The sequence below is a fragment of the Paraburkholderia sp. HC6.4b genome, assembly GCF_014200875.1.
In the GTDB taxonomy this organism is placed as follows: domain Bacteria; phylum Pseudomonadota; class Gammaproteobacteria; order Burkholderiales; family Burkholderiaceae; genus Paraburkholderia; species Paraburkholderia tuberum.
Genome location: NZ_JACHDC010000001.1, coordinates 292,282 through 315,705 on the forward strand (window position 1 = coordinate 292,282; position 23,424 = coordinate 315,705).

Consider the following 23,424-nt stretch of genomic DNA (forward strand, 5'->3'; position numbering starts at 1 on the left):
GTGGCCGATATCGTCAACGCGGCGCATTGCATTGTTCCGTACGTCAGAACCGGGCTCTCGCTGGAATGTGACGCACGTGCGTCAAGGCCGTGCCCGATGGTCGGTTGCCAAGTAATCGATAGCCGTGACGGGAAGCCTCCACCTAGGACACTGACCAAGGGCGCCGCCCTCCTACTCCCTGGCCGCGCGTGCCCGACACTTCCCTGACATCGCAAACGCGATGAGACGTCCGCTACCAGCGGCGGAATGTCGCCGAGGCACGGCGGCTCACCAAGTTCAGTAGGACTTGGGCAAACCCAGCACTTTTTCGGCGATAAAGCACATAATCATCTGAGGGCTCACGGGCGCCAACCGAGGGATCATGCACTCCCGAAGGTATCGTTCGACATGGTATTCCTTCGCATACCCCATTCCGCCCAACGTAGCGATCGCTGTCTGGCAGGACTGGAAAGCCGCCTCGGCAGCGAGGTACTTAGCGCTATTTGCCTCGGCACCGCAGGGCTTGCCTGCGTCGTAAAGAGTCGCCGCTTTCAACACCATCAGGTTGGCCGCCTCCAGTTGCATCCACGCTTGTGCCAGAGGATGCTGAATTGCCTGGTTTTGCCCGATTGGACGGCCGAATACGATCCGCTCCTTTGCGTACTGAGTAGCGCGACGCAATGCCGCTTGCCCGAGACCAATGGCCTCGGCTGCAATCAATATGCGTTCGGGGTTCAGCCCGTGCAGCAAGTACTGGAAACCTCGTCCCTCGACACCGATCAAGTCGGCCTTCGGAACCCGCAATCCGTCGATAAACAACATATTGGAATCGACGGCCTTGCGGCCCATCTTTTCGATTTCGCGCACCTCCACGCGACTGCGGTCGAGGTCGGTGTAGAAGAGACTCAACCCGTCCGTCGGTTTCGCTAGTTGGTCGAGCGGGGTCGTACGCGCGATGATCAGCATTTTGTTGGCCACCTGGGCGGTGGAAATCCAGATTTTTCTTCCCGTGATGACGTAGTGATCGCCGTCTCGCACCGCCTGGGTCTTCAGGTGTGTTGTATCAAGTCCCGCGTCCGGCTCGGTCACTGCAAAACAGGCTTTGTCCTCTCCTTTGATGAGCGGCGACAAGAACCTTTGCTTCTGCTCGTCGGTTCCGAACACCTGTACTGGGTTAAGACCAAAGATGTTAATGTGTACGGCCGAAGCTCCCGATAGGCCGGCCCCTGACGCGCTAATGGTTCGCATCATAAAGGCCGCTTCCGTCATCCCCAATCCCGCACCGCCATAGTCAGGGGACATCGCAATGCCAAGCCAACCGTTTTCCGCGAGCGTTCGATAAAAGTCATGAGGGAAGCCGCCATTGCGGTCGCGTTCCAACCAGTAATCGTCGTCGAATTTCTCGCAGATCTTTTCGATTGACGACTGAATCGACAACTGATCTTCATTGAGATCGAAGTCCATAAACTAAAATTCCCTAGATAGTGTCGGTGCCGTTTGTGTATGGCCCACTTGAAAGGTCATTCCCAATAAAAGCTTCGAGGCCGAAAAATCAGCGCGTCGGATGCGCTTGCGAGAGATCTTTCCAGTTTTCGTACACTGTCGGCCGGCACAACATGAGTGCGCGAATCATTTCGCTTTCCTTCTCATCATCGCAGCGCGAATGCATCGACATACTGCGTCCCTTGTTGAGAACGTGTGCGCGAAGCATTCCTGCCGATTTGCTATCTCGCACCTTATTGAGCGGTTCAGTTTCTTGCAAAAGATGATGTCTTTCTTTTGAGGAAGCGTACCAATGCGCTGCGACTGAGTCCAGACTGCGCACGCCCATTTTCAGGCCAAGGTGCTTGTCGTCTTTCGCAAAAATGCGACGCCGTTGTTGCGACGCAGCAATCCGCAGCTGCGGGAGGTTCCGCGTACGTTTCCCAACATCGCGTCGCGCGCAGCGTATCGGCGACCTCCCGCCGTTGATGCCCCGCCCGCGATCGTGGTAGCGAAGGCGTCTTGCCGGCGTGGCGCGAATACAGCGAGGATTGTCTCAGCAAGCGTTCCGATCAGGACGCATCCAAACCAAATGACGCACTCGAACCTTTCGTCATACCTGAGGTGATATTTATGCCAAAGGCGTCGCGGGTGCAGATCACCGACGCTCCCCGGGACGGCTCCGCGTATAGGGAGAGTCCTCGTTGACAACGCGCGACGATCAATGTCTGCTGTGGAATTGCAGGTAAATCGGGAACGCTTTCGCTCGCGAGTACGCTTCGCTGGCAAGAAATCTCTTCAAAATAGGCATCCGGGTTGGATGATGGACGACTTCACGCGCATTCAAACGTTTATTAAGGTGGTCGAAGCCGGCAGTTTTTCGGCTGCAGCCCGTTGCACCGACTCCTCCATTAGTGCGGTAGCAAGACAAATTCAGTCGCTCGAAGAAGAGCTTGGCATACGGCTCCTTAACCGCAGCACACGTAGCTTGTCGCTGACTGAGCCTGGCAGACTATTTTTTGAGCGGGTTCGCACCATCTCAAAAGAGCTAAGCAACGCGAAATCAGAAGCCACGTCCTTCCAGGATAGCGTCAAGGGAGTCCTGAGGGTGTCGCTGCGAGTCTCAACAGGCACAACGATTATCGTTCCGGCGCTCCCCCGTCTTGTCAATCAGTACCCAGAATTGGGTTTCGATATCTCGTTGACGGATGAGCGCCCCGACCTTATAGCAAATAACATAGACATCGCTGTCTGGATGGGCCATATACCCGACACGGAAATTGTCGCAAGGCGCCTGACTCGCAGTGAACGGATCGTCTGTGCCTCGCCCGGCTATTTTGAGAGCCACGGCGTCCCCGTGACCCCACAAGACCTACGCCACCATAACTGCTTGCTCTACGCAGCGCGTTCTTACGGCAACATCTGGGAGTTTACAAAGAACGGCACGCGGGAGGATATCGAGGTCAACGGCAACCTCCGCTCGGACAATGGCTTAGTTCTGATTTCCGCGGCAATGGCGGGCATCGGTATCCTCGTAGCCCAAGAATGGACGGTCCGGCTTCCAGTCTCTAGAAATGAACTTGCCAGAACAATGAGCGAGTATACCGTGCGACCGAGAGCAGAAGATTCCGAATTGTATGTGGTGTATCCCAGCAGCCGCGGTCTTTCACGCAAAGTTCGAATCTTTGTCGACTTCCTTGTGCATTTGTTTCATGGCGAAGAGGCTTCAACCGACGCCCCCTGCTTATTGGCCGACGTGCCGCCAAACTAGCGCAACGCGCGTTGCAGATTCACTCCCCATCGGCAAATGTACGGATCTGCAGAATCAATTCCACAACGTATGAAAATGCGAGCTCATCGCTCACGCGAATGTTCGCAGGAGTGGCTTCTGCGAGCTCATCGCTCACGCGAATGTTCGCAGGAGTGGCTTGCCGTTGAAAAACACGGCACGCGGCCAAAAATAATTGCGCAAGACCAACCATCGATCGGCTACTACGGTTGCCAGTACTCGAAGTTTTGACAACGAAGAGATCATATTCGCAAGGGAAGTAAAGCGATCCGCGCGCATGGGCGACTGGGTCGATTAGTCGCTTCCGTCCAATCGGCGGCTTTGCATCGGGGACAAAGAACCTTGCCGCCTTAACGACAGCCCACGCGGACTGGACACGCCTAGAATCGAAGCATGTTTGTTGTCTTAAGTCGCGAAGCGCAGCGGACCCTTAACAAATTACCTTGCTCCCGAAATACTCTGAGAAATCGGCTTCCGGGAGCATACGAAAGGATGGAATACCAATGACTAGTGCATATGTAGTGGGCGTCGGAATGACGAATCTCGGGAAGTTCGTGGACAAGTCGGTCAAAGATCTGGTTCGCGAAGCAGTCAATTTGGCACTGCGGGACGCCCAGTTGGAACTCAAAGATGTGCAAGGCGCGTGGTTCACCAACGCACGTCAAGGTCAGATGGAGGGGCAAAATTCCATCCGTGGGCAATGCGCCTTGAAAGCTATTGGAGTTCAAACCATTCCCATTATCAATGTGGAGAACGCATGTGCCAGCGGCAGCACGGCTTTCAACCAGGCCATGACGAGCATCTTGGCCGGCCAGCATGACATCGTGCTCGCTGTGGGTGCGGACAAGCTCTTTTATCCGGAAAAAAAGGAAGCAATGTTCAAGGCATTCAATGGCGGAACGGATGTCCACCTCGTCAACGAGACGTTTGAGCGCCTGGCGAATCTCGGCAAGTCGGCTGTGCCACCAAGCGTGGAGGACGACATGCGAATCGGCGCACCCGGACGCAGTTTTTTTATGGATATTTACGCCGGCCTGACGCGTCAGCACATGGCAAAATTCGGTACTACTGCTGAGCAAATCGCGGCAATCGCTGCCAAGAATCACCGCCATTCCGTTCATAATCCGCACGCGCAGTATCGCAAGCCCATGACAACCGAGCAGGTTCTGCACGACGCTCCTGTCGTGTGGCCCCTCACGCGCTCAATGTGCTCACCCATTAGCGACGGCGCCGCCGCCGCTGTGCTGATGAGCGAAAAGGCGCTGAAGCACCTCGGTTCACGCCGCGCGGTCAAGGTGGCGGCTTCCGTAATCGTAAGCAGTTCAGATCGCGACCCGGACGACTACGAACGCCATTCGGGACTGATCGCCGCGCGCAAAGCTTATGAGCAAGCCGGGGCAGGTCCGGATGACATGAGTCTGGCCGAATTACATGATGCAACGGCGTTTGCCGAGGTGTTGCAGTCCGAAAACCTGGGGTTTTGCGCCCGTGGCGATGGCGGACCAATGGGACTTTCCGGTGAGACCTCACTCGGCGGGCGAATCCCGATCAACGTATCGGGTGGCCTCATCTCGAAGGGGCATCCGATCGGTGCTACCGGGTTGGTAATGATCCACGACGTAGTGACACAACTTCGGGGTGAAGCGGGATCCGGACAGGTGGCAGGGGCCCGCTTTGGCATTATCGAAAACGGGGGTGGACTGCTTGGCGTTGAAGATGCCGCCACGGCTGTTCACGTGCTCGGGCCTCTGATCAACTAGCCAGCTCCGCAACCAGCATCGCTCCAATCAGCGAGCGTCTAAGATCTACCGACCCGTGCCACGACAGTTGGCACGCTCAACCACATGATGTGCGGGCGTAAGCACGATTTTGCGGTTGAACTCTTCAAGGCTCTCCGTACCTCCCATGCGTGCAGCCCGGCTCCCGGACAGCGGCTGCTCCGGCAGCCACCTCTTCTGGCTGGAACAATTCGATCAAGAAGTGGATAAAGATCCTCCGTGAAAGACCGCGACCACTTGGATAAACGGCATGCATCTCCGAGTCTGCAGCGCGTGGGACTGACGACATAGTCATCCAACACCCGCATCAGCTGACCGCCTAGTATTGGCAGCCGGACCATCCAGTCATGGACCATGATAATGCCGGTGCCTGCCAACGCGGCGGAGAGCAAAACCAGGCCATTATCGGACCGCAGGTTCCCGTGGACGGCAACGTCCTGTCGTGCACCATTCCTCGAGAATGCCCACATATTGCCGTACGACCGCGCTGCATAGAGCAGACAGATATGGTCCCGCAGGTCGTCAGGTGTCTTCGGAATGCATCGCCGCCTGAAGTATTCTGGCGAGCCGCAAACAATCCGGCGGATTGGACTAATAGGTCTCGCGACCAGTTCCGCATCGGGTATGTCGGCCGCCCAGATGGCCACGTCGATATTGTTCGAAACGAGGTCTACCCGCTCGTCAGTCAGTGAAATATCAAAGCCCAGGTCCGGGTATCGCTGCAGCAGGTGAGGAAGTGATCTGGTCCCCGAAACGAGGCCGCCTCCGACTTGGCATTGCTGAATTCCCTTGCGATCGTACTGACGCGATCATGAAACACTTGTCCCGGCTCAGTCAACGCCAGACCGCGAGTAGTGCGATTCAGAAGCCTGATACCCAGTTCAACTTGGAGCGCCTGAAGCTGTCTCGCAATCGAACTGACCGAAGAGTTCGTACAACGTGCAGCCGCCGAAAAACTGCCGTCGTCGACGACCTTTATAAACGTCTGGATTTGCGCGAACTCGTCCGTTGCGAAACTGTTCCCGGGATTCGCCGATTGGACAGCCGTCATGCGCTGCCGCACCTGCGGCATACCGTGACGACGGGGGTACGCCCTGGCTAGGAGTGCTTCACGGCTGCAGTCGTTGGCTCTTCCTCGCCCCTTGCATGCGACAGGCAGATCGAAACCGCGTACACGGCCCCCCCAGCCAATAGCGTCGGCGCGGCAAGCAGGCCAAACACGTCTGCCGCCCGCCAACCTAGGGTGAGCAGTTCACCGCCCAGGAACGCGCCGGCGACAGCGCCGGTTCGACCGACGCCAAGAACCCATGCAACGCCCGTCGCGCGCGCCTGCGTCGGATAGACTCTGGCCGGATAAGCAGATGTAGAAGTCGCCGCGCTGGTGAGGACCATCCCACAAAGGAAAATCAGAACACCAAAGAACACCGGTGCGCTACCGACGCTCCGCCCCACGATGAATACCAGCAAGGCCGCCAACACGTACGCGAACGTTATCGTGCGGTTCGCGTCGAAACGATCCATTAACCAGCCGGTAATGACGGTGCCGATCACCCCGCCAAGCGGGAACAAGGACGTCACCAAGGCACTGCGCGACGCGTCAAAGCCCGCATCATGGAAAAGTGTCGGCATCCAGTTGACGAGCAGGTAATAGACGACCAGCGTCAAAAAATATGCAGCCCAGAGCAGCAACGTGCGCGGCAAATAGCGCCGGGACAATACGAGCGCAAGCGCCGCGCCGCGCGCGGGCTCGCCGCGCTGGCTGGCAACGAACCTGCAGTTGTCGAACTGCTGTTGCGGCGCGATCCGCTTAAGGATGCGAGCGATGCGTGCATGCGTGCCTTGGCGCACCGCAAGAAATTGGGCTGATTCCGGCAGTGCGACAGCGACCAGCAACGCGATCAGGCAGGGGCCGACGCCGCCCGCGATTAACACGCTCTTCCAGCCTGCATGCGGTATGAGCCACGCCGACGCTGCGCCGCCAATGACCATTCCGCAGGAGAAACCGCAGATCATGCTGTTGACCACGACACCGCGTATGCGCTCCGGAGCGTATTCCGACGTGAGCGTTATTCCAGTCGGCATCGCGGCACCAAGCCCCAACCCCGTCAGGAAGCGGAACATAAGCAGGACACCAATGGTGTGTGCCTGTGCCGCCGCGAGGCTCCAGACACCAATACAAGCAATGGACAAGACCAGCACCGTCTTGCGGCCAACGCGGTCGGCCAGCGGACCGGCGGCGAGCGCGCCAATCCCGACGCCGAGCAGCGCCGCGCTCATGACGGAGCCCAAGGCGTCACGTGCCACCCCCCAATCGCGGATCAGCGCCGGCGCGATGTAGCCGATTGCCGCGTTGTCAAAACCGTCGGCGGCGAACGCGAGAAAACATAGCGTCAGTATCAACCACTGGCAGGGTGAAAATCGCTCACCATCGATAAACAACTGAACGTCGAGCGTGCGAGTAGGCTGATTCATCTAGCGTGTCTCCTGTTTCAGCTTTTCGGTGCCTGGAATCGAGACATTTCCGCCTGAATCCGAGGCTAAGCGTGGTATAGGTGCAGTGAAATACGGTCAGTGTGATCTGGCATTAAAGGCGTCAGGCGTTACCTCCCGATATTGCCATCGCCCGCGCTTCCCGGCGAACGACTTTGCCCACCGCGCTCCGTGGCAGCGATGTGACGATTCTCATGTGCTTCGGCGTTTTGACGGACCCAACGCGCTCCTTGCAGAATGCGATGAGTTCATCCTCGGTGGTGATCTGGCCCTCACGGAGTTCCAGGGCGGCCTCGACGCGCTCGCCCCAGTGGTCGTCGGGTACCCCGAATACCACTACCTCAGACACAGCCGGGTGCTGGGCGATTACAGCTTCGACATCCGACGGATAGACGTTGAACCCGCCGCTGATCACCACGTCACGTATCCGGTCCTTGATGTACAGAAATCCGTCTTCATCGACGAGACCCACGTCGCCCGTGCGGAGCCAACCGTCACGGATCGCCTTCGCCGATTCTTCCGGCATATCAAGGTATCCGCTCATCAGCAGATCTCCGCGCGCACAAATCTCTCCCGGTTCATTGGGGCCGAGCCGGTTTCCCTCTTTGTCCTGGATCGTGACATCCACCAGAGGTGCGACTCGACCAACCGACGTGAGCCGCCTTTCGTCCGCCATGTCGCTCGCGCGTGCGGCGGACAGAATCAGGGGCGCTTCCGTCTGGCCGTAGGCAGTTTCGATCACTGGACCGAACACTTGTAGCGCTTCGCGCAGGCGGGCGGGTGATGCAGCTGCTCCGCCCCAAATGAGGTGGGCCAGGCGGGACAGCTCGCGCGGCCGCGCCTTCTGCTCGTCAATCAGCTTATAAAGTAGCGTCGGCGGAATCCAGGTACTCGTTACGCGCTCGCGCTGCATGAGGTCGAGGAGCTGCCCGGGCGCCGCGTTCGATGTCAGCACCACACGTCCACCTTTGGATAGCGTCGGCAGGATGAACGCCCCCGCCCCATGAGTCATCGGTGCAGCGCAAAGATAGCGATCGTTCGGTGTCAGCTCGAACGTCATCACGACCGCACTGACTAGCGCGTTGATGCATCTAAAAGACTGCAACACCCCCTTAGGCACGCCCGATGAGCCGCCTGTAAATTTGATGGCGTTGATGTCTGTAATGCTGGCACTCCATTCAGCGCGTTGCCCCCAATGCTTGCGCTCGAGTAGAGTCATGGCCCGCGCGTCGCCCGGGTATGCATCGACGACCGACACGTGGCGATCACCAGCGGTGAACTTGTCCAGATAGGCTCGATGAACGACGACCACGTCCGGTTTGGCACGGCCGATCTGCGCATCGAGTTCAGGCGGGGCGTTACGCCCATTGAGCGGCACCAGAATCGCTCCGCAGGCATGGACCGCCATCAACGCTACCAGCATCTCGACACTGTTGGGTCCCAGCAGCGCGACAGTCGGCCGTGTTTTGCCTGCCAGGTTCTGTAGCCCCGCTGCCAAAGCATCACTTCGATCAATCAATTCCTTATATGTCAGACGACAATCACCATCGATCGCCGCCACGGCATCCGGACAGACGAGCGCCGAGTGGCGCAGGAAGTTTATGGGAAACATCAGTTATCCAGATTAAATGTGTTGTGGTCCGACATCACGTGCTTCTCTGCAGTCATCCGCGCTTGCCAATGCGACGCGCCACGAAGAGGTCATGTCCAATCGGAGACGATAGAACCGCGTCGCGCTTCGCCAAAACAAATCGGCCTTCTCCTCGGCGCTCGCACTGGAGGCGATCCGCTTGACGCCATTTAGTCCGACGCCGAAGCTATAGCTTCCCTTATCGACAGGGAAATTGCTACCGTACATGCATCGGTCCGCACCGAAAGCCTCGATACACGTTTCAAACCAGGGGCGCCACGCATCGGCGAGGTCTGCTGACGACGGGGCCCGGTCCCGGTCCTCGAAGCGGAAGCCGGATAACCGCATACCGAGACCACTGAGCTTGACCATCACGTTGGGGCATTTGGCAAGGTCATGGAGCGAAGCCTTCCATTCGGCGAGCACCTCCTGCTGCCGACCTGCGAAACGCTCGATACCCAGCACTCCCCCGCAATGGTTCAGCACGATGGGCGTCTCTGGAAAGGCGCGCGCTAGCGACGTTAGTCGCGGTATCTGAGGAAAGAGCAACCAGGCATCGAAACTGAGGCCAAGCTCACCCAGATGCGCAAAACCAGCCCGAAACGGCGCGCTATCCATCATGTCTTCGGTGGTCGAATAAGCTGCCGCATTGAATAGGGCGGCGTCGCCGTCCCAAGCGAGAGACTGGCGAATGCCGCGGAATCTGCCGCCTTCCGACGCTGGGCCGCCCCCGGCTGTGATATGGCGTTCCAGCACAGGACGGACGTCGTCGCCGAGAAGCAGATCCGCGAAACCCACAATGGCCGCGCACATTCGCACATCGCCATAAAGCCCGCTGGCGCTCATCGCTGCCACTCCGTTGGCAAATTCGGTCTCGCCGACCGGGCTCATCGCCGGGGAAACGTCGGCCCGATACATCGTCCGCGCCTGCACATACACTGTTCCGCGCACGTCATGACCGCATCGCAGGTCGGCAAGCATGTCATCGAATAGATATTTGAGACCCGGACGCTGATAAAGGTGATGGTGCGAGTCGACGACCGGGAGTGCGGGATCGAGTGGCGCTTCGGTTCGCGCGGCGAGCCACTCTGGCCTGATCGGATTGTGCTGAAAGGCACCATGAGTCATCGGGTCCTCCTTGTCGCCGCGCCTACCTGGCCGCTGTCACGCCGCCATCCACGACGAGTTGCGTCGCGGTGATGTATTTCGCCTCGTCGCTCGCGAGAAACACTATGGCATTCGCAATGTCCCACGCGTCGCCCATAAAACCCATAGGAATCGCGGCGTTGCGGTTGGCATTCAATTCGTCGGCGGATACGCCCAATTGCTTGGTGATCCGTGTTTTGACGGTTGGTGTGTCCATCATCCCGACCACGACTGTGTTGACCCGTATGCCCTTCTTCACGTAGGCAATGGCAGTCGAGCGGCTGAACGCCATAAGTCCAGCCTTTGAAGCCGCATAAGCGACGTGCACGCGTCCGCCGACCTGATGGCTCATGTGCGCGATGCTCGAGACGTTAACGATTGCGCCACCTTTGCCTTCAGCCTCAAACTGCCGCAGCATGATGGGAAGCACATGCTTGCAGCCGAGAAACGCCGTCTTGAGATTCAGGTCCATCTGCGCATCCCACGCGTCGACGCCGAGCGACACGGGATCACCAGGGACACTCCCTCCCACAACGTTGACCAGGATATCAACCCGACCGAACTGTTCCACGCACGCGTCGATCGCCGCCTTGACGTCATCATTGGACGTCAAATCGCATCTTTGCCACGCCCAGTTCTTGTGACCTTCCCGCTCCATGATCGCCGCCGTGTCAATCAATGCCTGCTCATTGATGTCCACACCGAACACTTTGGCGCCCTGCCGAGCCATCAGCACCGCCGTGGCCCTGCCGTTGCCCCAGCCCTCACCCAATGAACCCGCGCCTGCGACGAAAGCCACTTTACCAGTCAGATCCAGCATGTCTCGTATCCTCATTTTTGAGTCTGTAAGCGATCAGGGCGGAGATTGTTAAGAGCGCGTCACCCCTGTGCACGAACTCGTGGGCCCGTGCGACCGCGGCTCAGGCAATGAGCCCAATCTCGCGGGCCTTGATTTGCAAGGCGACGTAATGTGAGTAAATGCGTGCCTGCGATAGGCCGCTGCCGAGAAACCATAGCCCCTTTTGCGCCGTGGGCCTGTACATGTTGTTGAGTTCGCCGTCCTTCGCGATTCCCCAAATGGGACCGACTCTCTCGGCAACCGCGGCACCCAACAATTCCCTCACCACGTGCTGCTGGCTTTGATAGCCCGTGGCGGTCACCAACAGGTCCGCCTTCTCCACGCGCCCGTCCTTCATCAGCGCACCGTCCTCGACAAAGCGTTCGATGTCCTCGAAGTGCAGCAGGCCGACCTGCCCATTGACAATCAATTCCGAGCAGCCGCAGTTCAGATAGTAGCCACCGTGCGTACGGCGCACCTTCATCATGTACCCGGTTCCGTCCTCGCAAAAATCTAGCTTGAAGCCCCGTGCGCGCAGACCGTCGAGCAGCACCTTGTCCAATTCCTGCTGCCGCTTCGTCACAGCCTGCGCATTTCGCACCGCAATGGGGTAGGTAGCGGACAACGCCAGCAGGTCGCAATCCTCAATAGGCAAGCCGTCATCGTAGTAGGTGGTATAGGTAACGCATGCGGCGTCAAGGCTCGTGACTGCGATCGGACCACGCTGGATTAGCTTGACGTTTGCGCCGTGGCCATGCAGGTCCTGCGCGATGTCGTGGCCGCTCGTGCCTGCGCCGAGCACCAGCGCATTCCTTCCGCGCCAGGGTGCCCCGTCCTTGTAGTCGTGCGTGTGCAGGACCTCGCCCTTGAAGTCCTCGAGCCCTGCCAGCCTGGGCCGCTTGGGCGCACCAACGATGCCATTAGCGAACACGATATGCCTTGGCCGAAGCACACGCTCGGACCCGTCGGCGCGACGCACCGTCGCATGCCAATGGCCAGCTGCCTCATCGTATTCCCCGCTCACAAACGCCGTGCTTGTCCAGACATTGCACTCCATCGCCCATGCGTAGTTCTCGATCCAATTGGCCAGCATGTCCTTCGCAAGGTACTTCGGCCAGGTTGGTGGAAACGGCATGTATGCCATGTGGTTCAGCGCCACCTGATTATGCAGCGCTAACGAGTGATACCGCTGGCGCCACACGTCTCCCACCCGAGGCAGCTTCTCCACGCATAGCGCGTCCACACCAATCATCCGAAGCCGAGCCGCTGTGGACAAGCCCGTCTGGCCAGCGCCAATGATCAATACGGCAGGCTCGCGATCTTCGAACGCTTGCTCCTTCGCACGACGCTCCGCCCAGTTCTGGCTGCCGAACTGGCGAGAGTATTCCGCGCCCGATGGACGCCGCTCCCCCACCGCCGGCTCATGGCCCTTCAGCTCCTGCAGCGACGTCATGAAAATCCAGGCCCTCTCGGGCTCGCATTCCACGAGCCGCACGACGCCGCTACCACGGCCGTCGGCTGTCTCGAAATTAAAAATAGCCTCAGTCACTGGAATCCCGATACGCTTGACGCGGCGCGGCGGCGTACGGTTTTCCGCAATCTCGAACCGATGCGCCTGGATTTTGTGCTGTCTGCTTATGAGCTCGTTAACGATGCTCTCGCGCCCCTGATGCGGTGTAATGCTCCAAGTGAACGCCAGCAAATCACGCCAGTGGCATTCGTCGGCAAAAAGCTGACCCAGGGCGTCGCGGTTCAGCGACTTCAGCGCCTGCTCGAGACGAGACAGCCACCTTTGAACCAGATGCGCCTCACTATGCACACTCTCAGCGCTGCTGGAGACAGAGATAACTTCTTCCATAACGTTCGTTCCTTGTTTGTGCCTGGCAAAGCAACCTTTCGAGGTTTGCCCGTGTGAACAAATTCTAGTAGCGGTGTTAGCCATCGGCTACCCGCGGAGGCGGTTAGGAGTCTTGCTCCGGCCGCAAAAATCGTCGGCCCGCGCGCATCTACCGCGGTACGACGCCAACCCGACTTTTTCTGTCTGGCGCAAATGAGCTTTGCTTAAGACACGCTGGATGCGCCTCCAGTCACACGTCTATTCTTTTTCTACAACCATGCGTGGCACGGCGTTCCCGCTACCTTCACGTCCTGCGGCATGAACTGACCGCGATACCTTCCAAAGCGGGCGGCAACCACAACTGCGACCGCGGTATTCGCTCCATCAATAGCTAGCCCGCCGGCGCAACCGGCATAAGGAGGCGATGTGCACTATGACCAGGACCAACTCGACGGCACTTTCGATGACCCGCGCGTGCCGGAACGTCTGCGCCTGACGGCCCCGACGTCATTTGAAGCCGCCGCCCGGTTCTGGCGCGTCGCTATCGGCGACGAGCATCTTTCACCTAGAATGAAGGAGCTCGTGCTGCTTGCGCTGCATGCATCGGCGACGGCGCTGAATGAAAAGGCTATCAGGCGGCACGTCGAACGGGCCAGAGTGGCCGGCGCATCGGAGCACGACGTGATTGACGTCCTGTTGTCCATCGTCGGCTTGAGCAACCATGCGCTTTACTTCGCCGTGCCGATCCTCCTCGAGGAGCTGCGAGCGACACGTGGGCCGGATGCCGCCGAGCTACCATCTACGCGCTCCGATATCGAAGAAATACGAGAGGACTTCGTGAAGACGCGCGGATTCTGGAACGAACAGCGCGATACCATCGCGCGGCTGCTTCCGGATTACTTCAAGGCGCTGTCGGGACTATCGACTGAACCGTGGAAGCATGGTTCGCTGACACCCAAAGAGCGAGAATTGATCTACATTGCCATCGACTCTTCCGTTACTCATATGTATGGAACGGGCCTTGCGCTTCACATACGCCATGCGCTGCAGCACGGCGCTACACGAGAAGAGATCCTGACGATCTTTCAATTGGGCGCGCTAACGGGCCTCGAAACCTTCATCCTGGGTTCGGAAGCCTTATTCGGCAGAAATTGACGGACCGCGTGGCGACCGACGACCGACGACCAGTCGCCGCGTTGCACGGTGTGGTGTCGTTGCCGGTGGCGTCTGCGCCGGGTTTGTCTATAAAAGACACCGGCGCAACCCCGACCACCCGGAGCCGGAATCTCCAGATTTTTTTACGCGCAGCGATGGTCATTCCACCCACGCGACGACGTCCTCGATCGGTGCCCGCGAGGTGCGGAACCTGTTGGCGACGTGCTCCTTGTCTTCGAATCCGAAGGAGATGCCGCAGATGATGCGATTCTCGGCGCCAATATCGAGGTGCTTGCGCAAGAGATCAGGCCATGAGGCCAGTGCGGCTTGTGCGATTGCACTGACGCCTACTGCGGTGGCTGCCAACATGAAGTTGGACACCCAGGCGCCGCAATCCATGACCCCGTGAGTGCCGAGGAAACCGTCACTGCACACGACCGCGAGGTGCGGAGCACCAAATAACCGGAAGTTCTCTCTCCCCTGTCGCGCCGCGGCTTCGCGATCGCCTTTCCGCACGCCGGTGGCTTGATAAAGGGCCCAGCCGCATTCTCGCCTGCGCGTCTGATGAACGCCGCGATACTCGCGCGGCCAATCGAGTTCGGGCGACGGAGCGATGTTCGCTGAGGCGCGGGCCATCAGATCGCTACGGAGACTCTCGAGCGGCTCGCCGCTCACCATGTGGACCTGCCAGGGTTGGGCATTACACCAGGATGCAGTGCGTTGCGCCGTCGCCAGAATTTGCCGGATGACATCTCGCGATACTGGCTGCGGCAGAAAGGCTCGGCAGCTGTGTCGCCGCCGCAGCAATCCGTCCAGGCAAGTAAAATCTGCTGTGACTGTATTGGTGCAAACGGAAGCCATCTTTTCTTCCTCTTTTCCAGTGCCGCTGCAGCGGCGTTAATGAACGGATAAGAACGATGCGTGTAGGCGTCGGCAGCACACAATGTCTGGACTCACATGTCGGACGTGCGGCGGCTCGCCGTTTGCGCGGCGCGCACGCCGATCGACTCAATTCCGCCCTGAGCTAGTTGTCCCGGTTGATGGGCCTGGCCCGTCTGCGCGGCAGCGCTCAGTCGTCTTTGAATCACCGCTCGCCGCAACCCGAAGCAGATCTGACTCAGCAGCAACAAGGCGCAAAGCGTGATCAGCACGGCGCTAATCGGGTGTTCGACGAAGATCATCATGTCGCCGCGTGACAGCAGCAGTGCCCGGCGGAAATTCTCTTCGAATGGTCGCCCGAGCACGAAGCCGAGCAGGATTGGCGCGACGGGAAAGTCGAGTGCAAGAAGGACCGCGCCGACTACGCCGAAGAAGAGTGCCTCGCCAACATCGAAAAGCGAATTATTCGTGGAGTACACCCCGATGGCGATAAAGCCCATCGCCAACGGCAAAAGGTAGCGGTAAGGGATCTTCAGCATTCTGACCCAGACGCCGATCATCGGTAGGTTCATGATCATCAGCAACACATTGCCGATCCAGAAGCTTGCGATCAAGCCCCAGAAGATGTCCGGGTGTTCCCTGATCATTTGGGGACCCGGCTGAATACCTTGAATCAGCAGCGCGCCAAGAATGAGCGCCATCACCGCGTCGCCGGGAATGCCGAGACTCATCGTCGGGATGAAATCGACCTGCGTCTTGGAATGGGACGCAGCTTCCGGCGCTGCAACGCCCTCGAGTGCCCCATGGCCGAAGCGGCCGGGCTTTCGAGATACCTTCCGCTCGAATGCATACGCTACGAACGACGCTACCGTCGGACCGGTCCCGGGCATTGCGCCGAAGAGCGTGCCGACCAACGTTCCGCGAATCGTCGGCCAGAAAGCCTGCTTGATCTCCGTCTTGCTCGGCAGCATATCCTTGAAGCCTACGTCCATCGTCTTGTTGCTCGACGTGACCGCGTGCATGCGGTTGATACTGACGAGAAAATCAGCCACACCGAAAAGGCCAAGTGCTAGCGCGACGAGTTCGATCTTGTCAGAGAGTTCCAGAAATCCAAACGTGAACCGTTGCACGCCGCTAGTAACGTCCGTGCCGACGATGCCGAGCAGCAATCCCAACGTCGTCATGGCGACGCCCTTGAGCGGCGAGCCGCGAGCCATCGTGGAGCCCGCCAGAAGGCCGAGCAGCATGACCGAGAAGATTTCCGCGGGTCCGAAATCGAAGGCGATTCGTACCAGCAGCGGCGAGGCGATGATCATCACGACGATGCCGAACGATGCGGCGAAGAACGATGCAAACATCGCGACGCCCAGCGCCGTTCCTCCTTTTCCAGCCTTGGCCATCGGGTACCCGTCGAGGCAGGTTACCGCATGCGGCGGGTGCGATGGCAGGTTTAACAGGATCGCACCTATGGCGCCGCCATACATCGACCCGTAGAAGATGCCGGCTAGCATCAGGACCGCGGGTACCGGATGCATCGAATAGGTAATCGGCAGGAGCATCGAGATGGCCGTCAGTGCGCCGAGCCCCGGTAAAACGCCTATCAGGTTGCCTATTAGAACACCGACGAACGACCACCAGATGTTGTGAGGTTGCAGCGCAATCTCGAAGCCATACCAGAGGTTTGTGAGCGAATCGGTCAGCATGGCTCAGGCACCTCCCCACGTAAACAGCGGAAAGGACATTCGCAGCGCGCCCCATATCACGACGATCGCAAACACCAGCATGATCGCCATCAGCAGCAAGCCGTCCTTCGGCTTATTGTCGCGGTCACCCATCGCGGCGATAAAAACGACCGATGCGCAGGCGGCCAGCAAGCCACCATAACGGCCCAGAATGACGAAAGCGATCAACGCACCAACGATGCACGCCCACCCTCGCCACTCTGGGGGCAACGTCTCGGGCTTGACCACACCCGCACGCGCACGCTCGAGCCAAGCAGCAACGGCAATGGCTGTGCCGGCAAACATCAACAAGACCCCCAACGCGACCGGGAAAAAGCCCGGCCCCATCTGCCGGAGCGTTCCGATACTGTATGTCGCGCCCATGCCAGCTGCGCTCGCACCAATCAGTATCATCAAGCCGCCACCCAGATAGTCCTTCGGTAGCGAAACCAATGGATTCGGCATTCGTCCCTTCTCCAATTGCCAGACAGCTTCCGAAGCCGTGTTCGCTGCGCACCACCTCGACCATACAGGCAGCTCGCGAACAGGACTCAGTCGTGCCTTGTCTCCGATATTTACTATATGAACTCTGGTAGCCAGATGATGGTGCGAGAGTAGTGTATGCCTCACTCCAAGCCCGATCTATGTGCCCAGCCGTTAAGCAGTTTTGCGCGCGGCGGCAAGACACTCGGCCCGCCTGCCGTACCCGCTCATTTTTGCGAGCGCGAGCAAGCAGCTTCGCACACTGGTGCGTTGACTTCGCTGCCGACACACCCCTAAGCTCGTCCGAGCTACCGGAGAAATCATGACCAACAAAACTGCTGTTGTCACAGGCGGCGCGTCCGGGATCGGGCGACGTACTGTCGAACGCCTGATTGCCCACGACTGGACCGTCTGGTCCCTGGACGTTTGTGAACATGCACCGGATCAGCATGCGTCATTGCAGACTTCGCAAAACCGACTGCATCACCTCCAATGCGACGTGGCCGACGTCGAGAGCGTCCGGTCCGCATTCGATGCCGTCCGCCGCCAGACGGCGAAACTCGACGCCTTGATCTGTTCCGCAGGCGTGATTCGCGTCGGAGCGCTCGAGGAGCACACGCCAGAAGATGTAGATCTGCTGCTCGGCGTGAACGTCAAGGGTCCGTGGTTGACAGTGCGCGAAGCGCTTCCGCTTTTGCGTGAGCGCTCGAGTGTTGTCCATCCTGCGCGCGTGGTGATGGTCGGCTCCTGTGCAGGCATCCGGCCCAAGCCCGGCTCGGGTTTCTACGCAGCAACGAAGGCGGCGCTCCATTTGCTCACCGGTGTACTCGCCGTCGAGTTGGGGCCCTCGGGCGTCGTCGTCAACGCCGTAGCGCCCGGAACCGTGGCAACGCCGATGCTGAACGGCGCGGCCAAAACCGATGTCACTTCGCTGTACAAGCCGACGGGTGTATCGCCGCTCGGCCGCATCGCCGAACCGGACGACATCGCCGATGTCATCCTGTTCTTCCTGAGCGATGCGGCCCGGTACGTCAACGGGACAGTGCTCCCTGTTGACGGCGGAACCCGTGCAGCCTTCTATCCAGGCAATGCCGCCATGCAGCCGGTGGCAGACGCGTCTCTCGATGGGACTCCACAATGACAGGACCCGCCATGAAAGCGATACTTGCAACCTCCGCCGGTGCACAGCCCGGCGACACCCCCGTGCCGCGCCCTGAGCCCGACCAGATCCTTGTGCGTGTAGGCGCGGCAAGTCTGAATCGGGCCGATCTTTCAGGCGTGGCTGCAAAAGATGGCAAGGTGATTGGCATGGAGTGGGCCGGCGAAATCGCCGGGGTCGGAAGCGCCGTGACCGAATGGAGACCAGGCGACCGCGTGATGTGCACAGGAACCGGTGCATACGCGGAATACGCCGTTACGGATCGGGGCCGCGCGATGCGTATTCCGGACGGCATCGCGTTCGAGGAGGCAACGGTCCTGATGCTCGCCTGCCAGACCATGCACAATGCGATCGTCACGGCAGGCCGCATGCAGCGCGGCGAGACACTCATGATCCACGGCGCCAGCTCGGGTGTCGGACTCATGGGCATGCAGATCGGGAAGCTACTCGGAGCAGGCGCCGTGATCGGCACTTCGACGAACAGCGCAAGGCGTAGCCGGCTCCAGGAATTCGGCGCGGACTATGCGCTGGATGCCTCCGCGCCCGAATGGGTAGAAAGAATCCTTGACGCGACTGCCGGAAAGGGCGTGGATGTCATCGTGGACCAGGTGAGCGGACCGGCCTTCAACCAGACCATGAAGACCTGCGCCAAGCTTGGTCGCATCGTCAATGTCGGCCGGCTCGGAGGCAGTGAGGGTGTCGTAGATTTCAATTGGCACGCGCTGCGTCGCATCTCGTACACCGGAGTCACTTTCCGTACGCGATCAGTAGATGAGATTCGCGACCTCACGGCACTGATGGCACGCGACCTGTCGGCCGCCATTGCCGAGCGCAAATTGCGTCTGCCGATCGATCGCGTGTTCCCCCTCGAACAGGCCGCCGCGGCCCTTGACCGAATGAGTTCGAACGCCCATTTTGGCAAGATCGTCCTGTCCGTGGCCGCCTGACTCCTGTCTGCGTTACCCAGGCACGAACTCTAAAAAAAATGCCGTTCAGCGCTTTTGCTGGACGGCATGACAGGCTGCGATGACGGTCGCGATTCGCGATATTACTCCACCGTAAGGCGGCGATAGATTTCCTCTTCGATCTCGATCCAACCACGCGCACGCCCTTCGGCCAGGCGCGCGTCGGTCGCGCTTCCCGGCACCCTCACGGGACCGCCGCCCTCGATGGGACGGGAGCTTTCGATGGAGGAACGCAAGACGCCGATGCGCTGCTTGAATTCGTCGACCGGCATCAAGAGTTCAGGGTTGATCGTAATGAACAGATAGCCCCACTTACCCGCCTCGCCAATGATGGGATCGCTGCCTGCGAGAATGCCAAGCGCCTGCACGACCAGCGAGACGCTATAACCCCGCGCACCGCCCCATCCCAGAATTGCACCAGCGAGCGCCGCTGCGGGGTCCGTGGTCCGCCGTCCTTGCGGGTCGACAGCGCAGTCCGACGGAAGCGGCTTGCCGAGCTGCCCGTGGTAAATGACGTCGCCCCACATCAGCTGCGAGGTGGCGAAGTCGATCACGAGTGGCGAGGGCTCACCGGGAAATGCAAACGCGATCGGATTCGTCCCGAGCAAACTGTCGGCGCCGCCATGTGGCGCGACTCGAGCCGTCGAGTTCGCGGCGTGGATCGCGATGAAGCCCTCGTTTGCGGCAGGCTCGACGTAATAGCGAAGCAGTCCGGAGAACCAGCTGTTGTTCACGCCCACAATGCCCACGCCGCTCGCCTTCGCAAGTGCCATAGCCTTCTTCATCGCTATGACAGATGTGACGTAGCCGTTGACATTCGCCCCGTCGATCAGCGCGGAATTATCCGTCTCCCTGACGGTCCGGATTGTGCCGCCGGTTCCGGTCTTGCGCAGCCGTTCGGCCATGGGAATGAGCCTAGGCAGGCCGGCGTACGCATGTCCGGCAAGCATTGCGTAAATGAGGTGATCGGCGACCATTCGCGAGTGTTCCTCGGACATGCCGCGTCGCACGAGGAAGGCGACCGCCACGCCATGGGCATCGGAGGTATTGATCTTCACTGGGTTCTCCATCGGGACAGGTTAGTGAGGCGTGAAATGGATGCTGGCAAGAAAGTCGCGCCATTGCGTCGTTTCCGTTTCGATCTCGTGCGCAAACAGCTGCGGGTTGGACTGGGGTATGAAGCCGGAGAAAGTCGATTCGATACGATCTTTCATATCCGGTGCCGTCGAGACGGCGTGAATGTCTGCGGCGATGCGGTCGAGTACGCGTGGCGGCGTGCCCTTTGGCGCGAACACTCCATTCCAGAGGACCGGGTAAAACCCTTTGTACCCCGCTTCACGCACTGTCTGGACGTTCGGCAACTCGGGGAAGCGCTCCTCGCCGAACGCCGCGATAGGGTAAATGCTGCCGTCGGCGATATGCCCCTTCAGCGCCGCAGGTGTGTTCTCGAGCACCTGCACCTCGTTACGAATCAACGCAAGAATGATGGGTAGCGTGCCGTTGTAGTTCACTTCGGAATACTTCACACCGAGTCCCCTGAGAACAAAGCCCGCGCTCATATTGAAAGCGGTGCCCGGCCCTGTGCCACCGTAGAAGATTCCGCCAGGCACCGACTCACTGAGCGTGACAAGTTCGTGGAGATTTTTCGCCTTGGCGTACGTAACGGCATTCGTAGCCAGCACCATCTTGAACTTGAGGTACTTGAGCACGGGCGCGAGCTCGACCTGGGGATCGAAATGTACGTTCGCATTGGTCAGCTTGGCCATGGTGGTGCTGAGGCTCCCGATCAGCAGCGTGTGACCGTCAGCCTTCGAACGCATGACATAGGCAACGCCGATCATCGTGCTCGCGCCCGGCATGTTCTGCACAATTACTGGCTGTTTCCACAGCGCCGAAAGCTTCGGCGCGACCATCCGTGCCCAAAGGTCTCCCGTGTTACCAGGCTCATAGGGAACGATCAACGTCACCTGCCTACCTGGAAACTCGTCCGCCGCCGCGAGACCCGGTGCAAGTCCGCCGGCCAGCAAACCAGCGAGCGCGAGGCACGCGTCACGGCGGTTCATGCGCGAAAAACCCATGAATGTCTCCGTCTGTATTTGGAATGTTCGTCCCGCACTGGGCCGGGATCTGCATGCGGTCCGGATGGATCCGCGCTACTGCCAGCCGCGTCAACTGCCCGTCTTCGTCTCCAGATAGTCCGGATCCTCCAGTTCCGGTGCAACGCCGCTTGGCAGGCCTAACTCGAACGTGTTAAGCGTGAACGATGCGAGGCAGTAATAGCCCAGAATCGCGACAAGCTCCGCCATTCCGCGCTCGCCGAGCTGCTCAATGCCGCGCGCGTACAGCTGCTCAGGCACCCGGCTCGTCGAGAGGAGCGTCGAAGAGACGTCGTAGACCGCACGCATGCGGTCTTCGCTGATGGCCGGCACGCGACGCGCCGCGATGGCCTCGATAACTTGCGCGTCGAGTCCCGATTTCAGCGCTATTGCCTTATGCGCATTCCATTGCACGTGTGCAGTCCAATGCCGGGCGCATACAAGAATGGCGAGCTCGCTGAGCTGCGGCTCGAGCGTTGTCTGATAGCGAAGCAGCTCGCCCAGCTTCTGCACCCGTCTTGCGAGGTCCGGGTTTCGCAACCAGGCAATCATTGGCGCAGGCACCTTTCCGCGCGGCCCGCTGATCACTTCCGCACAAACAGCTGCCTGCTCAGAGGTCATGGCCTCTTCAGATGGCATTTCCAGTCGTGGCATAAAGTTGCTCCTTTCGATTGACTACCAAGCGGCTGCTATGCGGCCCAGCGGAATCAGCCCGTTGCGCGCGGCCACCAGTTCTTCACCACCAGCAGCGCCACGGTGCTTCCTCAGTGGCGCTCCCCCTGCGGCGTAGGCGTCCTGCCAACCACTTCGCTGTTCGCACCTGATCGCCCGCACGGATATAGCGAATTCTAGGAACTGGCCGAGTGCTTGCATACGCAGTTAAGTGACAAGGATTTTTGCCCGTGAAGCAAAGACCTCGTCGCCTCGTTCCTCGATGGCGCGCACCAAGGGTCATGTTTATCGGCGCTCGAGCAACGGAGCCCCACGAGATCGGTCGATCCACGGCGACCGTCCTACGCCTGGCCCGCTCTTCCCGATCACGCGACAATCCGGCAACGAGTGGTGGAAGGCAATGCTGACCGTTAAGAGGACTGAGCCAGAAGCTCAGAGCAGAGCGCAAACGCTTCGAGCAAGTGGCCAGATGGTCATCGGCGCCACACGCGCGTGCTGCTGCAGATTTCGATGTTCTCTACCAACCGTCGCGTCGAGAGGATCCGGACCGGCAATCCGGGTGGCTGATATCGTCCGCGCAGACACGTTGGAATCTCAGTCGCAGTCGCGCTTGACCGATTCGCCGGATGAGAATTGCACCTTCCAAATTTGCGAGTTGGTTCCCGTCCTTTGATCTCTTACGCTGTATCAACGACACAACTCCGAGCTCGCGATCGAAAGACGCCAAGCAAACCTCATTTGCTGGCCGCGCTCGCGCATCACGTAACAAACCCCGAATACTCACCACCACTGGGTTTACCCTAGGAGACATCCAAACTATGAGCAAGATCAAGAACCGCATCGATCAGACCTACGACGAGCTAGAGCTAGGGCAACTCTTCCGTTCCGGGGGACGGACTGTGACGGAGACGGACGTGGTGAATTTCTGTGCCCTGACCGGCAATTGGATCGAGATACACTCCAACGTCCAGTACGCATCAAAAACTCGCTTCGGTAAGCGACTAGTACAAGGGTCGCTCACGTATGCGATCGTAACCGGCCTGATCCAGTTTGGCCTCGGGATCCAGGCGAACTACGGCATCGACAACATGCGCTTCCTTGCGCCAGTGTTCATCGGGGACACCATTTATGCCGCGTGCGAAGTCATCGGCAAGAAGGAAAAGGATGAGAAGTACGGCGTAATCAAGTTCCTCATGAAAGCGATCAATCAGGACGGAGTTGTCGTGCAGAAGGGAGAGTGGAGTCTCCTGATGCTCCGTCAACGAGAGGAGCTCGACGCGCTCATCAATCTCTCGCTGCCTGAACTGAAAGACTGAGGGGCGCGC

General features: G+C 59.4%; 20 protein-coding genes. 6 read left to right on the plus strand and 14 right to left on the minus strand.

Annotated features, from left to right (window positions below; genetic code table 11):
* Positions 1-276 precede the first annotated feature (276 nt).
* Positions 277-1,443, minus strand: a complete 1,167-nt coding sequence (locus HDG34_RS01255) for an acyl-CoA dehydrogenase family protein (RefSeq protein WP_184057072.1) — start codon at positions 1,441-1,443, stop codon at positions 277-279.
* 742 nt (positions 1,444-2,185) lie between these two features.
* Here HDG34_RS01255 and HDG34_RS01260 point away from each other — a divergent pair.
* Positions 2,186-3,232 (plus strand): LysR family transcriptional regulator, encoded by a 1,047-nt coding sequence (locus tag HDG34_RS01260; protein WP_184057074.1) that lies wholly within the window; start codon positions 2,186-2,188, stop codon positions 3,230-3,232.
* 521 nt (positions 3,233-3,753) lie between these two features.
* Positions 3,754-5,010 carry a thiolase family protein gene (locus tag HDG34_RS01265; RefSeq protein ID WP_184057076.1) on the plus strand — a complete coding sequence of 419 codons (1,257 nt, stop codon included), beginning with the start codon at positions 3,754-3,756 and terminating at the stop codon, positions 5,008-5,010.
* Positions 5,011-5,048: 38 nt separating this feature from the next.
* Here the strand turns inward: HDG34_RS01265 and HDG34_RS40035 are convergent, their stop codons facing one another.
* The 7 genes from HDG34_RS40035 to HDG34_RS01300 form a co-directional block, all read right to left on the minus strand.
* Positions 5,049-5,813 (minus strand): substrate binding domain-containing protein, encoded by a 765-nt coding sequence (locus HDG34_RS40035; protein ID WP_184057382.1) that lies wholly within the window; start codon positions 5,811-5,813, stop codon positions 5,049-5,051.
* Positions 5,714-6,079 carry a LysR family transcriptional regulator gene (locus HDG34_RS01275; RefSeq protein WP_184057078.1) on the minus strand — a complete coding sequence of 122 codons (366 nt, stop codon included), beginning with the start codon at positions 6,077-6,079 and terminating at the stop codon, positions 5,714-5,716. The genes HDG34_RS40035 and HDG34_RS01275 overlap by 100 nt, the downstream gene beginning before the upstream one ends.
* A gap of 47 nt (positions 6,080-6,126) precedes the next feature.
* Entirely contained in the window at positions 6,127-7,500 is a 1,374-nt protein-coding gene (locus HDG34_RS01280; RefSeq protein ID WP_184057080.1) for an MFS transporter, read from the minus strand.
* A gap of 121 nt (positions 7,501-7,621) precedes the next feature.
* The gene (locus HDG34_RS01285; protein WP_184057082.1) at positions 7,622-9,130 is read right to left on the minus strand and encodes a class I adenylate-forming enzyme family protein; all 1,509 of its coding nucleotides are present in this window, start codon (positions 9,128-9,130) and stop codon (positions 7,622-7,624) included.
* Positions 9,131-9,142: 12 nt separating this feature from the next.
* Positions 9,143-10,276, minus strand: a complete 1,134-nt coding sequence (locus HDG34_RS01290) for an amidohydrolase (protein WP_184057084.1) — start codon at positions 10,274-10,276, stop codon at positions 9,143-9,145.
* A 22-nt stretch (positions 10,277-10,298) separates the two neighbouring features.
* On the minus strand, positions 10,299-11,114 hold the full coding sequence (locus HDG34_RS01295) for an SDR family NAD(P)-dependent oxidoreductase (RefSeq protein ID WP_184057087.1): 816 nt from the start codon (positions 11,112-11,114) through the stop codon (positions 10,299-10,301).
* Between the two features lie 100 nt (positions 11,115-11,214).
* Entirely contained in the window at positions 11,215-12,990 is a 1,776-nt protein-coding gene (locus tag HDG34_RS01300; protein ID WP_184057089.1) for an NAD(P)/FAD-dependent oxidoreductase, read from the minus strand.
* Between the two features lie 405 nt (positions 12,991-13,395).
* On the opposite strand from HDG34_RS01300, the gene HDG34_RS01305 reads away from it, so the two are divergent.
* Positions 13,396-14,124, plus strand: a complete 729-nt coding sequence (locus HDG34_RS01305) for a carboxymuconolactone decarboxylase family protein (RefSeq protein ID WP_184057091.1) — start codon at positions 13,396-13,398, stop codon at positions 14,122-14,124.
* A 159-nt stretch (positions 14,125-14,283) separates the two neighbouring features.
* Here the strand turns inward: HDG34_RS01305 and HDG34_RS01310 are convergent, their stop codons facing one another.
* From HDG34_RS01310 to HDG34_RS01320, 3 genes are all read right to left on the minus strand, one after another.
* Positions 14,284-14,985, minus strand: coding sequence for a nitroreductase (locus tag HDG34_RS01310; RefSeq protein WP_184057093.1), 702 nt, complete (start codon positions 14,983-14,985; stop codon positions 14,284-14,286).
* A 92-nt stretch (positions 14,986-15,077) separates the two neighbouring features.
* On the minus strand, positions 15,078-16,706 hold the full coding sequence (locus tag HDG34_RS01315; protein WP_184057095.1) for a tripartite tricarboxylate transporter permease: 1,629 nt from the start codon (positions 16,704-16,706) through the stop codon (positions 15,078-15,080).
* A gap of 3 nt (positions 16,707-16,709) precedes the next feature.
* Positions 16,710-17,189 (minus strand): tripartite tricarboxylate transporter TctB family protein, encoded by a 480-nt coding sequence (locus HDG34_RS01320; protein ID WP_184057097.1) that lies wholly within the window; start codon positions 17,187-17,189, stop codon positions 16,710-16,712.
* A gap of 340 nt (positions 17,190-17,529) precedes the next feature.
* Between HDG34_RS01320 and HDG34_RS01325 the strand changes: the two genes are divergently transcribed.
* Together HDG34_RS01325 and HDG34_RS01330 are read left to right on the plus strand one after the other, a co-directional pair.
* Positions 17,530-18,348, plus strand: a complete 819-nt coding sequence (locus HDG34_RS01325; protein WP_184057099.1) for an SDR family NAD(P)-dependent oxidoreductase — start codon at positions 17,530-17,532, stop codon at positions 18,346-18,348.
* An 11-nt stretch (positions 18,349-18,359) separates the two neighbouring features.
* Entirely contained in the window at positions 18,360-19,313 is a 954-nt protein-coding gene (locus tag HDG34_RS01330) for a zinc-binding dehydrogenase (RefSeq protein WP_184057101.1), read from the plus strand.
* Positions 19,314-19,414: 101 nt separating this feature from the next.
* On the opposite strand, the gene HDG34_RS01335 is transcribed toward HDG34_RS01330, so the two are convergent.
* The 3 genes from HDG34_RS01335 to HDG34_RS01345 all read right to left on the minus strand — a co-directional run bounded on the left by HDG34_RS01335 (position 19,415) and on the right by HDG34_RS01345 (position 22,081).
* Entirely contained in the window at positions 19,415-20,389 is a 975-nt protein-coding gene (locus HDG34_RS01335; protein ID WP_184057103.1) for an Ldh family oxidoreductase, read from the minus strand.
* 21 nt (positions 20,390-20,410) lie between these two features.
* Positions 20,411-21,409, minus strand: a complete 999-nt coding sequence (locus HDG34_RS01340) for a tripartite tricarboxylate transporter substrate binding protein (RefSeq protein ID WP_184057105.1) — start codon at positions 21,407-21,409, stop codon at positions 20,411-20,413.
* Between the two features lie 90 nt (positions 21,410-21,499).
* Positions 21,500-22,081: a carboxymuconolactone decarboxylase family protein gene (locus HDG34_RS01345; protein ID WP_184057107.1), complete on the minus strand. Its 582-nt coding sequence runs from the start codon at positions 22,079-22,081 to the stop codon at positions 21,500-21,502.
* A gap of 836 nt (positions 22,082-22,917) precedes the next feature.
* Here HDG34_RS01345 and HDG34_RS01350 point away from each other — a divergent pair.
* Complete coding sequence (locus HDG34_RS01350; RefSeq protein ID WP_184057108.1) at positions 22,918-23,415, plus strand: MaoC/PaaZ C-terminal domain-containing protein; 498 nt, start codon at positions 22,918-22,920, stop codon at positions 23,413-23,415.
* Positions 23,416-23,424: the final 9 nt, after the last annotated feature.